Origin of the sequence: Nocardioides sp. LS1, assembly GCF_003865225.1 — a bacterium.
Classification (GTDB): Bacteria; Actinomycetota; Actinomycetes; order Propionibacteriales; family Nocardioidaceae; genus Nocardioides; species Nocardioides ginsengisegetis.
Genome location: NZ_BIFF01000001.1, coordinates 542,929 through 556,272, shown reverse-complemented (window position 1 = coordinate 556,272; position 13,344 = coordinate 542,929). Strand labels below are relative to the sequence as shown.

The 13,344-nt window shown below is 69.8% G+C and carries 15 protein-coding genes and 1 other RNA gene; 12 read left to right on the top strand and 4 right to left on the bottom strand.

What is annotated here, in order from left to right; translation table 11 throughout:
- Positions 1-542: 542 nt before the first annotated feature.
- The 3 genes from panB to EJF31_RS02630 all read left to right on the top strand — a co-directional run bounded on the left by panB (position 543) and on the right by EJF31_RS02630 (position 3,592).
- Positions 543-1,403, top strand: coding sequence for a 3-methyl-2-oxobutanoate hydroxymethyltransferase (gene panB / locus EJF31_RS02640; protein WP_185736109.1), 861 nt, complete (start codon positions 543-545; stop codon positions 1,401-1,403).
- A gap of 378 nt (positions 1,404-1,781) precedes the next feature.
- Positions 1,782-2,993: a PQQ-dependent sugar dehydrogenase gene (locus EJF31_RS02635; RefSeq protein ID WP_125035532.1), complete on the top strand. Its 1,212-nt coding sequence runs from the start codon at positions 1,782-1,784 to the stop codon at positions 2,991-2,993.
- 68 nt (positions 2,994-3,061) lie between these two features.
- A complete protein-coding gene (locus EJF31_RS02630; protein ID WP_125035531.1) occupies positions 3,062-3,592 on the top strand; it encodes a hypothetical protein in 531 nt (176 codons plus the stop codon).
- Position 3,593: 1 nt separating this feature from the next.
- On the opposite strand, the gene EJF31_RS02625 is transcribed toward EJF31_RS02630, so the two are convergent.
- Positions 3,594-3,875, bottom strand: coding sequence for a hypothetical protein (locus EJF31_RS02625; protein ID WP_221767426.1), 282 nt, complete (start codon positions 3,873-3,875; stop codon positions 3,594-3,596).
- Positions 3,876-3,901: 26 nt separating this feature from the next.
- On the opposite strand from EJF31_RS02625, the gene map reads away from it, so the two are divergent.
- From map to rnpB, 5 genes are all read left to right on the top strand, one after another.
- Entirely contained in the window at positions 3,902-4,750 is an 849-nt protein-coding gene (gene map / locus EJF31_RS02620; RefSeq protein WP_125035530.1) for a type I methionyl aminopeptidase, read from the top strand.
- A 77-nt stretch (positions 4,751-4,827) separates the two neighbouring features.
- Positions 4,828-6,426: a circularly permuted type 2 ATP-grasp protein gene (locus EJF31_RS02615; RefSeq protein WP_125035529.1), complete on the top strand. Its 1,599-nt coding sequence runs from the start codon at positions 4,828-4,830 to the stop codon at positions 6,424-6,426.
- Positions 6,420-7,352, top strand: a complete 933-nt coding sequence (locus tag EJF31_RS02610) for an alpha-E domain-containing protein (RefSeq protein WP_125035528.1) — start codon at positions 6,420-6,422, stop codon at positions 7,350-7,352. Before EJF31_RS02615 ends, EJF31_RS02610 begins: the two co-directional genes overlap by 7 nt.
- 31 nt (positions 7,353-7,383) lie before the next feature.
- On the top strand, positions 7,384-8,223 hold the full coding sequence (locus EJF31_RS02605) for a transglutaminase family protein (RefSeq protein WP_125035527.1): 840 nt from the start codon (positions 7,384-7,386) through the stop codon (positions 8,221-8,223).
- A gap of 26 nt (positions 8,224-8,249) precedes the next feature.
- Positions 8,250-8,664: RNase P RNA component class A (gene rnpB, locus EJF31_RS02600), an RNA gene on the top strand.
- 49 nt (positions 8,665-8,713) lie between these two features.
- Here the strand turns inward: rnpB and EJF31_RS02595 are convergent.
- Positions 8,714-9,463 (bottom strand): hypothetical protein, encoded by a 750-nt coding sequence (locus EJF31_RS02595; protein ID WP_125035526.1) that lies wholly within the window; start codon positions 9,461-9,463, stop codon positions 8,714-8,716.
- 207 nt (positions 9,464-9,670) lie between these two features.
- Between EJF31_RS02595 and EJF31_RS02590 the strand changes: the two genes are divergently transcribed.
- The 3 genes from EJF31_RS02590 to EJF31_RS02580 all read left to right on the top strand — a co-directional run bounded on the left by EJF31_RS02590 (position 9,671) and on the right by EJF31_RS02580 (position 11,276).
- Complete coding sequence (locus EJF31_RS02590; RefSeq protein ID WP_125035525.1) at positions 9,671-10,072, top strand: hypothetical protein; 402 nt, start codon at positions 9,671-9,673, stop codon at positions 10,070-10,072.
- Positions 10,073-10,142: 70 nt separating this feature from the next.
- On the top strand, positions 10,143-10,943 hold the full coding sequence (locus tag EJF31_RS02585; RefSeq protein WP_260430585.1) for a nuclease-related domain-containing protein: 801 nt from the start codon (positions 10,143-10,145) through the stop codon (positions 10,941-10,943).
- Between the two features lie 90 nt (positions 10,944-11,033).
- Positions 11,034-11,276 (top strand): hypothetical protein, encoded by a 243-nt coding sequence (locus tag EJF31_RS02580; protein ID WP_125035524.1) that lies wholly within the window; start codon positions 11,034-11,036, stop codon positions 11,274-11,276.
- Between the two features lie 15 nt (positions 11,277-11,291).
- Here EJF31_RS02580 and arr read toward each other — a convergent pair whose 3' ends face one another.
- Both arr and EJF31_RS02570 read right to left on the bottom strand, forming a co-directional pair.
- Positions 11,292-11,699: an NAD(+)--rifampin ADP-ribosyltransferase gene (gene arr, locus EJF31_RS02575; RefSeq protein WP_125035523.1), complete on the bottom strand. Its 408-nt coding sequence runs from the start codon at positions 11,697-11,699 to the stop codon at positions 11,292-11,294.
- Between the two features lie 43 nt (positions 11,700-11,742).
- Positions 11,743-12,432, bottom strand: coding sequence for a hypothetical protein (locus EJF31_RS02570; RefSeq protein ID WP_125035522.1), 690 nt, complete (start codon positions 12,430-12,432; stop codon positions 11,743-11,745).
- Between the two features lie 108 nt (positions 12,433-12,540).
- Between EJF31_RS02570 and EJF31_RS02565 the strand changes: the two genes are divergently transcribed.
- Positions 12,541-13,206 carry a Type 1 glutamine amidotransferase-like domain-containing protein gene (locus EJF31_RS02565; protein ID WP_125035521.1) on the top strand — a complete coding sequence of 222 codons (666 nt, stop codon included), beginning with the start codon at positions 12,541-12,543 and terminating at the stop codon, positions 13,204-13,206.
- Positions 13,207-13,344 lie beyond the last annotated feature (138 nt).

Here is a 13,344-nt window from a genome sequence, read left to right as displayed (position 1 = left end):
GACTCGCGATGACTGGCGGACCTGACGGCGTCGTACCGATGCTTGCCTACCGCGACGGGCCGGAGGCGATGGACTGGCTGGCGGCTGCCTTCGGCTTTCGCGAGGAGGCCCGATGGCTGAACGAGGACGGCGTCCTCACGCACGGAGAGATGGTGGCCGGCCGGGGCCGCATCATGATCGCGACTCCCACCCCCGACTACGAAGGACCCCGGCTGCACCGCTCCCATTGCGACCGGGCCGCCGCCTGGTCCCGGGCGCCCTGGGTGATCGACGGAGTCCTGGTGTACGTCGACGACGTCGCAGCCCACTTCGACCGGGCCAAGGACGCAGGGGCGACCCCTGCTCTCCGAGATCGAGCACGGCCCCGAGGGCAGCCGCCTCTATCGCGTGGAGGACCCGGAAGGTCATCGCTGGATGTTCATGCAGCAGTGACACCCGTGACCATCACCACAACCACGCGCCACCCCGCATCGGACTAGCCTGAAGTCGGTCCGTGGACTCCGTCAGGGAGCCGCGAGATGACGATGAGAGGGAGCTCGTTGATGAGCACTGAAGAGACCGCGCCCTACGGCACGGGACCGACCGCCGCCCCCACCGGCCCAGCGCCGGTGAAGCGGGTGCGCACCCACCACCTCCGCGAGATGAAGGCGCGGGGCGAGAAGTTCACGATGCTGACGGCCTACGAGCAGTACGCCGCGCAGACCTTCGACGAGGCCGGGATCGACGTACTCCTCGTCGGCGACAGCGCCTCCAACAACGTCTACGGCAACGAGACCTCACTGCCGGTGACCGTCGACGAGCTGATCCCGCTGGTGCGGGCCGTCACCCGCTCGGCGCGCCGGGCGCTCGTGGTCGCCGACCTGCCGTTCGGCTCCTACCAGGCCTCGCCCGAGCAGGCCTACCTGACCGCGGTGCGGTTCATGAAGGAGGCCAACGCCCACGCCGTGAAGCTCGAGGGCGGGCTGGCGATGGTGCCGCAGGTCCGCAAGATGACCGAGGGCGGGATCCCGGTGATGGCGCACATCGGCTTCACGCCGCAGTCCGAGCACAACCTCGGCGGCTACCGGGTCCAGGGCCGCGGCGACGCCGCCGCCCGCGTCATCGAGGAGGCCCAGGCCCTCGAGGCCGCGGGCGCCTTCGCAGTGGTCATGGAGATGGTGCCCGGCGAGGTGGCCGGCGAGGTCACCAAGTCGGTCGGGATCCCCACCATCGGCATCGGCGCCGGCGTCGACTGCGACGGCCAGGTGCTGGTCTGGCAGGACGCGTTCGGCCTGCGCACCGGGCGGATGGCGAAGTTCGTCAAGCAGTACGCCGATCTCCACAGCGTGCTCCGCCAGGCCGCCGAGGACTACGCGGCCGACGTGAAGGCCGGCACCTTCCCCGGACCCGAGCACACTTTCTGAACGCCCCCGGACATGGGAGAGCCCGCTCGGCCTGTCCCCCCAGTCGCCGAGCGGGCGATGTTCCCAGTCGTGGTGCGGAGCGCGCGGCAGGGGCCGCCTTCTCCCAGAGTGAGGGGCTCGAAGCCCCCCATCTCCCGACCAGTTCACCGGTTCGTGTGTCCCCTGCGACCCGGTGATGAGGAAGACGCTAGGACGCCGATTCCCACGCCGGGGACACAACCGGGAAACGCCTAGTCCACCGCTCGGTAACAGATCGGCAAAACGGTCGACACGAGTCACACGTGTCCCACAGATCACCGTTCCCCTTCCGGCTCGGGGGGAACAGTGAGCGAGATCGACCCTCCCGCGAGGCCGCGACAGCGTCGTACGGTGAACGGCATGCGGATCCTTCTCGGTGCCCTCGCCCTCGCCCTGCTGGTCCCCGCGGCCCCGGCCGCGGCCAACCGTGGCCCGGGCGGGCTCCAGCCACCGGTGCCCCCGTCGGTGCTCGACCAGATCGCGCTCACCCAGTTCAAGCACGACCGGGCTGCCGCCCGCAGCGTCCCGACCCTGCATGTCCGCAAGCAGGTCACCGGGCTCGACCACCCGTGGGACGTGCAGTCCATCGGGCAGGGCCGGCTGCTGTTCACGCAGCGCGACCGGGCCACCCTGTCGGTCTGGCAGGACGGCAAGACCCGGACCGTGAAGTTCCCCAGCGACCAGGTCTGGGTCTCCGGCGAGACCGGCCTGATGAGCCTGGCCATCGACCCCGACTTCGCAAGCAACGGCCGCTTCTACCTGTGCCAGGGCGGCTTCCGCAGCGGAGGCGGCCACGACGTACGCGTCATCGCCTGGCGCCTCAACGACGCCGCCACCAGGGCCACCAAGATCAAGAAGCTCATCGGCGGCTTCCCGACGAGCTCGGGCCGCCACGGCGGCTGCCGCGTGATGATCACCCGCAACGGGTCGCTGCTCGTCGGCACCGGCGACGCGGCGGTCGGCACCAACCCAGAGGACAAGCACTCCCTGGGCGGCAAGACGCTGCGCCTGGACCGCAAGACCGGCGACCCGTGGCCGACCAACCCGTTCGTCCACGCCGCCAACAAGCGCCAGCGCTACATCCAGACCTACGGCCACCGCAACGTCCAGGGGCTGGCCGAGCGCCGCGACGGCTCGCTGTGGAACGTCGAGCAGGGCACCTACCGCGACGACGAGGTCAACAAGCTCGTCAACGGCGGCGACTACGGCTACAACCCCGTCCCCGGCTACAACGAGGACGTCCCGATGACCGACCAGTCGCTGCCCGGCAAGCAGATCGAGGCCAGGTGGAGCTCGGGCGACCCGACCCTGGCCACCAGCGGCGGCTCGTTCGTCTACGGCAAGAAGTGGGGCGTCCTCAACGGCACCCTCGCCGTGGCGGTGCTCAAGTCGACCCGCATCGTCTTCATGACCTTCGACGCCAGCGGCAAGCTCGTGCGCACCCGCACCCCCGACGCGCTCACCCACAACGGCCGGCTCCGCTCGGTCACCGAGGCGCCCAACGGCGACCTGCTGATCACCACCGACAACGGCGACGGGAACGACGCGATCCTGCGGGTCACTCCCAGCTGAGGCCCCACGTCAACCGGCCGGGTCCCTGGCGCGTCCCACTACCAGGAACGCAACCCCTGGAGGCCCCCATGTCGACCGCACGGAACGTACGACGCATCCTCGCCACCCTGCTCCCCGCGCTGGCCCTGGTCGCCGGCAGCATGCCGGCCCCCGCGTCGGCGCTGCCCGACTGGGTCGACCACTCCACGACCTGGACCAACCCCGACGCGAAGTCGCCCCGGGTCGTCGACCTCCGCTACGCCCACCACGACACCTTCGACCGGGTCGTCATCGAGATCGCCGGCGCCATCCCCGGCGGGCACGCCCGCTACGGCAAGACCTTCCACTACGACGGCTCCGGCGCCCCGGTCCCGATCAAGGGCCGCTCGGGGATCCACCTGGTCCTGACGCCCGCGCAGGCCCACGACAACGACGGCAACGACGTCTACGACGGCCCCGCCATCGCCCGGCCGCACTTCGAGACCCTCAAGGCCCTGGCGTTCACCGGCGACTTCGAGGGCTACGTCAGCTTCGGCTTCGCCCTGACCCACCGGGCGCCCTACCGCGTCTTCAAGCTGCACGACCCCCAGCGGCTGGTGATCGACTTCCAGCACCCGTGAGTCAGGCGGTCCACCCGAGCCAGGCGCCGCCGGCGGTCAGCACCCCGAACCACAGCACCACCGCGACCACCGGCACCCACGGCACCCACCTCGGGTGGGCCGTCCACCAGACGGCGCAGACGAGCAGCAGCACGAGCCAGGCCGCGAGCAGGAGCACGACGGCCCACCACGGCGCGACCAGCCCGCTGGCGGCGTACAGGAAGAACGCGCAGGCCATCCCGGCCATGCCGACGAACGGCCAGGGCGAGGTGGCGTTGCGGTTGCGCCGGCTGGGCTTGCTCATACCGGTGGAAACTACACTCGTCCGACGTGACTCCCGTGGCCCCCGCAACGATCTCCCCGCGCCGCCCCGTGCCGGCGCACATCCCCCGACCCGAGTACGTCGACCGGCCGAAGCCCGCGCCGTTCACCGGCACCGAGGTCAAGGACGCCGAGACCATCGAGAAGATGCGGGTCGCCGGCAAGCTCGCCGCCCAGGCCCGTGAGCTCGTGGGTGCGGCCGTCGTGCCGGGCGTGACGACCGACGAGCTGGACCGGGTCGGCCACGAGTTCCTCTGCGACCACGGCGCCTACCCCTCGACGCTGGGCTACCGCGGCTTCCCCAAGTCGCTGTGCTCGAGCGTCAACGAGGTCATCTGCCACGGCATCCCCGACAGTCGGCGGGTCGAGGACGGCGACATCGTCAACATCGACATCACCGCCTACCTCGACGGCGTGCACGGCGACACCAACGCCACGTTCCTCGCCGGCGACGTCGACGAGGAGTCGCGGCTGCTGGTCGAGCGGACCCGCGAGGCCCTGGAGCGCGGCATCAAGGCCGTGAAGCCCGGCCGCCGGATCAACGTGATCGGCCGCGTCATCGAGTCCTACGCCGCCCGCTTCGGCTACGGCGTGGTCCGCGACTTCACCGGCCACGGCATCGGCACCCACTTCCACAGCGGCCTGATCGTGCCCCACTACGACGAGGCGGCCTACGACACGCTGATCGAGGTCGGCATGACCTTCACGATCGAGCCGATGCTCAACCTCGGCACCCACGAGTGGGTCATGTGGGACGACGACTGGACGGTCGTGACCCGCGACCAGCGCCGCTCGGCGCAGTTCGAGCACACGCTGGTCGTCACCGCCGACGGCGCGGAGGTCCTCACCAACCCCTGAGGCCACCCGAGGTCCCACGAGGGCTCCCAGCCCTCGCGCGACACACGCCTGCAACGCGTTCTTTGTAGGGTCGGGCCATGAACGCGATGTTCGAGGGTTACGGGGCCCCGGGCCCGGCGTACGACGAGATGTTCGACGGCGACGCGCTCAGGTCGCCGTACCTCCGGCTGCGCCACTCCCTGCAGTCGATGACCACCCCCGACCTGGTCGGGCGGGTCGAGGCGCTGCAGGCCAGCTACCTCGACCAGGGCGTCACCTTCGACATCGGCGGCGAGGAGCGGGCCTTCCCGCTCGACATCCTGCCGCGCGTGATCGAGATGGACACGTGGTCGACCATCGAGCGGGGCGTGCAGCAGCGGGTCCGGACGCTCGAGGCGTTCCTCGCCGACGTGTACGACGCCGGGCAGGTCTTCAGCGACGGCGTCATCCCCCGCGAGGTGATCGCGACGTCGTCGCACTACCACCGCGAGGCCGCCAACGTCCGGCCGCCCAACGGGGTGCGGGTGCACGTCTCGGGCATCGACCTGATCCGCGACAACCAGGGCGAGTTCCGGGTGCTCGAGGACAACGTGCGGGTGCCGTCCGGGGTGTCCTACGTGATGACCAACCGGCGCGCGATCTCCGCGGCGCTGCCCGAGACGATCGCCGAGCACCGGATCCGGCCGGTCGCGGGCTACCCGCAACGGTTGCTGGCCGCGCTGCGCGCCGCGGCCCCGGCCGGCGTCACTGACCCGACCGTCGTCGTGCTGACGCCGGGCGTCTACAACGGCGCCTACTTCGAGCACGCCCTGCTCGCGCGCACGATGGGCGTCGAGCTCGTCGAGGGCCGCGACCTCGAGTGCCGCCGCGGCCGCGTGATGATGCGGACCACCGGCGGCCTCGAGCCCGTGCACGTGATCTACCGCCGCATCGACGACGAGTTCCTCGACCCGGTGCACTTCCGGGCCGACTCGGTGCTCGGCTGCCCCGGCATGCTCGACGCCGCCCGGGCCGGCAACGTGACGCTGGCCAACGCCGTCGGCAACGGCGTCGCCGACGACAAGCTCGTCTACACCTACCTGCCCGACCTGATCCGCTACTACCTCAACGAGGAGCCGGTCCTCAAGAACGTCGACACCTGGCGGCTCGGCGACGACGAGGCCCGCGAGGAGGTCCTCGACCGGCTCGACGAGCTGGTCCTCAAGCCGGTCGACGGCTCCGGCGGCAAGGGCATCGTGATCGGCCCGCGCGCCACGAAGCCGGAGCTCGACGAGCTGCGGGTCAAGGTGCTCGACGACCCGCGGTCCTGGATCGCCCAGCCGGTGGTGCAGCTGTCCACCGTGCCGACGTTCGTCGACGGCCGGCTCGGGCCGCGGCACGTCGACCTGCGGCCGTTCGCGGTCAACGACGGCAACCGCGTGTGGGTGCTGCCCGGCGGCCTGACCCGGGTCGCGCTCGCCGAGGGCGAGCTGATCGTCAACTCCTCCCGCGGCGGCGGCTCCAAGGACACCTGGGTGCTGGCGGGGCCGACCCAGGAGATGCTCACCGTCAACGGCGACCGCCCGGCCGCCGAGGCCGAGCCACCGCCGCCACCCGTCCAGCCCGAGCTGGTCCCGGCACCCGCCGGACCGGCGCTGAGCGACCGCACCGGCCAGCTCGAGCAGCAGCAACAGCAGCAGCAGGGGGCGTCGTGCTGAGCCGGATCGCGGAGTCGATGTTCTGGATCGGCCGCTACGTCGAGCGCGCGGAGGACACCGCGCGCATCCTCGACGTCCAGACGCAGCTGGTCCTCGAGGACGCCACGATCGAGGAGGAGGGCACCTGCCGGGCGCTGCTGTCGATCATGGGCGTCGAGGGCGAGCCGGAGCAGACGCCCGACCTCGGGCTGGTGCTCGACATGCTGGCCTACGACCCGTCGTCGCCGGTCTCGATGGCCGCGGCGCTCGGGGCCGCCCGCGAGAGCGCCCGCCGGGCCCGCGAGACGCTGTCGGTGCCGATGTGGGAGGCCATCAACACGACGTACCGCGCCATCCCGTCGGGGCACTTCCACACGATGCGGGCGCCGGCGATCTTCCAGTGGGTCCGTGAGCGGGCCGCGCTGATCAACGGCACCGCCGACGCCACGATGACCCGGGACGAGGGCTGGCACTTCCTGGTGCTCGGCCGCTGCGTGGAGCGCACCGACATGACCTCGCGGCTGGTCGCCACCGCCGCGATGTCGGCCAACACCGGCGCGCCGTGGACCAGCACGCTGCGGGCGTGCGGCGCCTACGAGGCCTTCCTGCGGACCTACCGCGGGCTGGAGACCGAGCGTGGCGCGGCGGAGTTCCTGCTCCTCGACCGGCTCTTCCCGCGCTCGGTGGTCTTCGCGCTGAGCCGGGCCGAGCAGTGCCTGGACAACCTGGAGTCCGCAGGCCAGCGGGCCGGCTTCCAGAACGAGGCGCAGCGGCTGCTCGGCCGGATGCGCGCCGAGCTGGAGTACCGCTCGCTGTCCGACGTGATGGCCGACCTGCCCAACGAGATGGAACGCCTGCAGCGCACCTGCGCGCTGGCGACCGAGGCCGTCACGCGCCGCTACTTCGCCGGCGCCGAGGCGCTGAGCTGGCAGGGGGTGCTCGCATGAGTGAGCGCAGCGAACGGGAAGGCGGCAAGCCATGCAGCTGAGGGTGGTGCACCTAACCCGCTACGAGTACGACGGCAAGGCGGTCGCGTCCTACAACCAGGCCCGGATGACGCCGCAGACCACGCCGGAGCAGATCGCCGTGCACACGCGCCTGGAGGTGACGCCGAAGCCGTGGACCTACGAGTACCGCGACTACTTCGGCACCACCGTCACGGCCTTCGAGGTGCTCGACCCGCACGAGGCGATGACCGTGACCGCGACCTGCACCGTGCAGACCAACCGGCCCCCGACGCCCAAGCCGTCGATCAGCTGGGAGGGCCTCACCGGGCCGGAGGTGTCGGACCGCTGGACGGAGTACCTCACCCTCCCCGAGACCGTCGCTCCCCCGGCCGACCTGGCCGAGCGGGTCGACGCCATCCGGGCCGCGTCCGAGCTGCCCGGCCTCGCCGCGCGCCGGCTGTGTGCGCTGGTCAACGACGAGGTCGAGTACATCCCCGGCGCCACCGACGTGCACACCCGTGCCGCGGAGGCGTGGGAGCAGCGCGCCGGCGTCTGCCAGGACATGGTCCACCTCGTCATCGGCGGGCTCCGCCAGATGCGGATCCCGGCCCGCTACGTCTCGGGCTACTTCCACCCGCACCCCCAGCCGACCATCGGCGAGACCGTCCACGGCGAGTCCCACGCCTGGGTGGAGTGGTGGGACAACGGCTGGCACCCCTTCGACCCCACCAACGACCACGAGCCCTGCGACCGGTACGTCGTCCTCGCCACCGGCCGCGACTACCACGACGTCAAGCCGCTCAGCGGCATCTACTCCGGCTCCAGCACCTCCACCATGTCGGTGGAGGTCGAGGTGACCCGGCTCGGCTGATCCACCGGTACGCTGCTCCCTGCGGATGGGCTGGCCGGGCGACCGCGGCCCCGACCCTCGGGTCGGGGGCGAGGAAGGTCCGGGCTCCACAGGGCAAGGTGGTGGGTAACACCCACCCGAGGTGACTCGCGGGAAAGTGCCACAGAGAACAGACCGCCGCCCGGCTCTCGTTTCGGCGAGGCCGGGAGGTAAGGGTGAAACGGTGGCGTAAGAGACCACCAGCGCCCCGGGTGACCGGGGCGGCTAGGCAAACCCCACCTGGAGCAAGATCAAGAAGTCCGGTGCTCGCACCGGACGCGCGCACGACCGAGGGCGGCCCGCCCGAGTGTGCGGGTAGATCGCTGGAGGCGGCCGGCAACGGTCGTCGTAGATGGATGGTCGCCCCCCGGTGACCCGTGAGGGTCCCGGGGACAGAACCCGGCCTACAGGCCAGCCCGTCCGCACCGGGGCGCTTCCCCTTGAAGCACCCAACACCTTTTGCCCGGTGGACTCAGCGGTGGGTCGCGGCGTCACCAACGCTGAGACCCCTGCGCGTCAGCAGGGTCCCGTATCGGAGAGTCGGAGCGAACTCGCGACCACGAGTGGATGAGCTGGACGCGGTGGGGCATCCGATGACGAGGGTCTCCACACGAGGCGCGACCTGCAACGGGGCGATGACCTCGTCCCTGAACCGACGCATCGGGCGGTTGCTTCTCGAGTCCACCGCGAAGGCACTGGCCAGTCGCGCCTTGACTGTGTCGAGATCCGGTCCCGTGAAGGCGGCGACCTCATCCTCCCAACGGTCGGAGATATGAGTGGCTGCCACGACCCTGCGGAACCCGTCAGCCCTGACGGCGATGGAGGATCTACGCCCGAAGAAGGCCGCGTGAGCTTCTTCGAGCGACGCGCCGGAGTGAACCCCAACGCTTGTGAGATGCCGTCGGTAAGCATCATTCAACCGGTCTCCGTTGAGGGTTTCCGCGAGCCGGTTGGCCATGTGGGTGACTTGGCAGAGCGCCAGCACGCACTCGCGACGACTGCGTATGCGCAACTTGAGCTCCAGGGCTACGAGGTGTCCGCGCTCATCGAGCAGGAGGAAGTCGACCGACGGTAAGTTCCACCTCGTTGCTGCATCATTGACGCCCCAGTCAGTCATGACCTCGCGAGCCACGAGAAGCAGACGTTCGGAGCTGAGGATCAGGCCGGTGGAAGCCCATTGCTTCTCCAACAACTTCTGAAGCGACCACTCAGTCATGTGCATCGACAAGCCCCTCACCACATTGCCGCCACGCCTGGCGGCTCCTTGCTCAGCAGGCTCATCTCCGAGCCCTGACCGCATGGGACGACCTCGCAGTGACGGACCGCGGCAACTTCTGCCAGCTCTCATCGAGGTTGGTGACCTGCCATGGCCCGCGCGCGGATCCACTATTCGCCCGCAAGCAGCATGGAACCGGCATAGGGTCCGCGCATGGATCTGACGCGGTTGACCATCCCACAGCGCATCTCTCTCGGTTCAATGGTCGTCGTCGCCATCGCCGCCTTCCTGCCTTGGGTTTCGATCTTCGGCCTGAGTGCGCGCGGGACCGAGGGTGACGGGATCATCACGCTGGTTCTGAGCGTCGTGGGCCTCGTTGTCCTGATGCTCACCTCGGGAGCACTCAAGGCGGACAAGAGCGGTGGGAAGATTTCTCAGATCGCCCTCGTCGTCATGGCCGCGATCGTCGCGCTCATTGGCTTGTTCGACATGAATGGGGCGGCAGCCATCGGCTTGTACCTGACCCTCTTCGCCGGGCTCGCATGGGTTGTGGGCGCGATCTGGCAGCTCTCAGTCAGCAAGTCCATCGCCGCCACCCCGGAAGTAACCGACTGACCCGCCGGCTCACCAACGCAGCCCATTCGCATGGCGTTCGGTCCAGGCCCAGAACGGCGGAGGTCCAACCGTGACATCCAGCGCCGATGACAGGCAGATGAAGCTCCGGTACGCCGGCAGTTGTCGGCTGTGCGGTGTCGACCTGCCCGCTCGTGCTGAGGCGATCTACGAGCCGTCGACGAAGACCGTGCGGTGCGTCGATTGCTCCACCGCCACCGACGAGCCCGTCGACTCCGGCATCCCGGGCGCCTCGGCCCGGAGGGAGTTCGAGCGACGCCACGTGAGTCGCGAGGCGCGCGTGCGCTCCAGGCATCCGCGGATCGGCGGCTTCCTGCTTGCCGCCACCGACGATCCGCAGTCGACCCGAGCCTGGAATACGGGCGCGCTGGGCGAGGAGCGTCTCGGCCAGCGGCTCAACGAACTGTCCTGCGAGACCGTGCGCGTCCTCCACGACCGCCGCATCCCCGGCAGCCGCGCCAACATCGACCACCTCGCCGTCACTCCCACCGGGATCTACGTTATCGATGCGAAGCGCTACCGAGAGCGTCCTTCCCTCCGCGTGGAGGGAGGGATCCTGCGGCCCCGCACCGAGAAGCTGATGGTCGGTTCCCGCGACCGCACCAAGCTCGTCGACGCTGCGCTGCGCCAGGTCGACGTCGTGCGCGACCTCGTCGGTGGCGACGTCCCGATCACCGGTGTGCTCTGCTTCATCGAGGCCGACTGGCCGCTGATCGGCGGCGCATTCACCATCCGCGGCGTGGACGTCCTATGGCCCAAGAGGCTCTACCCGCGCCTGAAAGCCGCCGGTGCGCACGCGGCCGAGATCCCCGACCTTCACCGACTCTTGGCGAGTGGTCTGCCCCAAGCGTGACGACCCCGCCGGGCCGGTCTGAAAGCCAGAAGACGGCGCTGCGTTCGTCTAGGTTGACCGCTGACAACGAGATCTCGGGGGTAGCACGTCATGGAAACACGCGTAGGGACGTCGACGGGCACGCAGCAGGCAGTCCGTCCGGACACCACGGGGACACCCGTGCGTACGCCGTGGTGGCTGGAGCGGCTCCGGAAGCCGCTGCACGAGGAAGACGGCGTGTTCCGACCAGTGCGGCTGCCGTTGTGGGCCGACCTGGCGGTCTCCGCCGTGATCCTCGGCCTCGTGCTGGCCGGCTTCGTCGGGTTCTTCGTCTGGCTGGCCAAGACGCAGTGACGCCGCGGCGTCGCGTCAGTTGATGATCTCGGCGCGCTCGGCCTCGAGGACCGCCAGCCGGTCGCGCCAGGCCTGCAGCGCCTCGGGGGTCAACCGCGTCCAGTCGTGCACCTCGCCGACGACCCGGAGCGGCTCCGTGCTGCGGTAGGACCGGGTGGGGTTGCCGGGGAACTTCTTGTCGGTCACGTTCGGGTCGTTCTCGAACGCACCGGTCGGCTCGACGGCGTACACGCGCGGCTCGCCCTCGCCCGCGGCCAGCTCGGCAGCCAGCCCGGCGCCGTCGCGCAGCGCGGTGAAGTAGATGTGGTTCATCACGATCTCGGGCCGATAGTTCGACCGGAAGCCCGCCGTGAGGAGATCGCCCACCCGCAGATCGGCCTTCGTGCCGTGGAAGAACGGCCCCTCGTCCAACACGTCGCTCACCGCCGCAAGCCTACCTGGCCCGAATTGCCCGGGGAGTGCCTGGCTAGTCGCGAATTCCGTCTCCGCGTGGCAGGTCCCAGTAGACGGTGTGGCCGGTCGGGTACGGCCGCCTGGTCGACCGCGGGTTGAACTCGTGCGCCCACTTCTCCTGAATGTCCGGGGCGGCAGCCTTCCTCAACTGGCTCATCTGGCTTTCGTCCAGCTCGGCCAACGTCTCCATCAACCGACGCCGGACGGGCTCGAGGGCCTGGCCGAGGCGATCCTCCATCGCGTCGATCAGCGCCCGAAACTCGTGGATCACACGGTCTGGAAGGGGCACCAGACACGTGAGGGCGGTGACATCTCGGACTTTCAGGCTGCCCGAATCGAGCACCCCGAGCGCGTACGTGACCGCGAGCCCTGATTGTGAGTGGGCGACTGTGGCGTTCCTGTACGTCTTGACGTGAGCGTGCACTGCAGCGAATTCACTGGGAACGTCGACGTGGTCCGTCAGGCGCCCACGAACGTTCGACGGCATGACCGTGCGGCAGTAGGCGACGACGGCAAATCCGACCAGATGCGCTGTGGCCTCCGCGAGTGCCGACCCCTTCTCGAGGCCCCGGACAGCCAAGTCCAGGGCTCTTTCGGCCTCGGCGAGGTCCGCTCCGTAACTCGACAGCTCAATGAAGAGTCGGCTGTCTGGAGAGTCTCCAACAGGCACCACCACTGGGGGCTGCCCGTCACTGTGCTCCACCCGGAGAGTATTGCTTCCCTCGCCCTCGAGCGCTGCGCCTTCTCCATCCGCGCCGCCTCCTGCCTGACAGGGCAGTCCAGTCGCGCGGCGTGGGTAACCTCCACAGTCATGAAGCTGCTGCTGACGTCCGGGGGCGTCTCCAACCCCAGCATCCGCCAGGCCCTGGTTGGCCTGCTCGACAAGCCGATCGAGGAGTGCACGGCGCTGGCGATCCCGACGGCGATGTACGGGCACAGGAACGCCGGGCCCGGCCTGAACGTCTGGAACTTCGTGGCCGGGAGGTCCGCGCAGCCGCAGGTCGAGCTGGGGTGGAAGTCCGTCGGGCTGCTGGAGCTGACCGCGCTGCCGAGCATCCCCCGCGGGGCCTGGGAGCCACTGGTGCGCGAGACCGACGTGCTGCTGTTCTCGGGCGGCGAGGCGGTCTACCTGGCGCACTGGATGCGGGAGTCCGGGTTCGTGGACCTGCTGCCCGAGCTGACCGACACCGTCTGGGTCGGCATGAGCGCCGGCAGCATGGTGGCGGCCCCGCGGATCGGGGAGGACTTCCGGGCCTGGGACGGCGGCGAGAGCGACGAGACGCTCGGCCTCGTGGACTTCTCGATCTTCCCCCACTTCGAGCACCCGATGATGCCCGGCAACGACGCCGCCGAGTTCGAGCGCTGGGCGGCCACGATCGACAACCCGGCGTACGCCCTCTGCGACGACAGCGCCGTGTCGGTCGTCGACGGCACGGTCGAGGTGGTCTCCGAGGGGCAGTGGCGGTACGTCGACTGACGTGTGGGCAAGGGCTGTGCCCTTTGGTCCTAGTACCCCCGATTTCGGCACGATTCGTCGACGACGCGCCCTACTGTTGCGCTTGCGCAGGGCGCTCCACTCGTGCCCGGTGTTCGAAGCTGACGGGGGTCATACCCG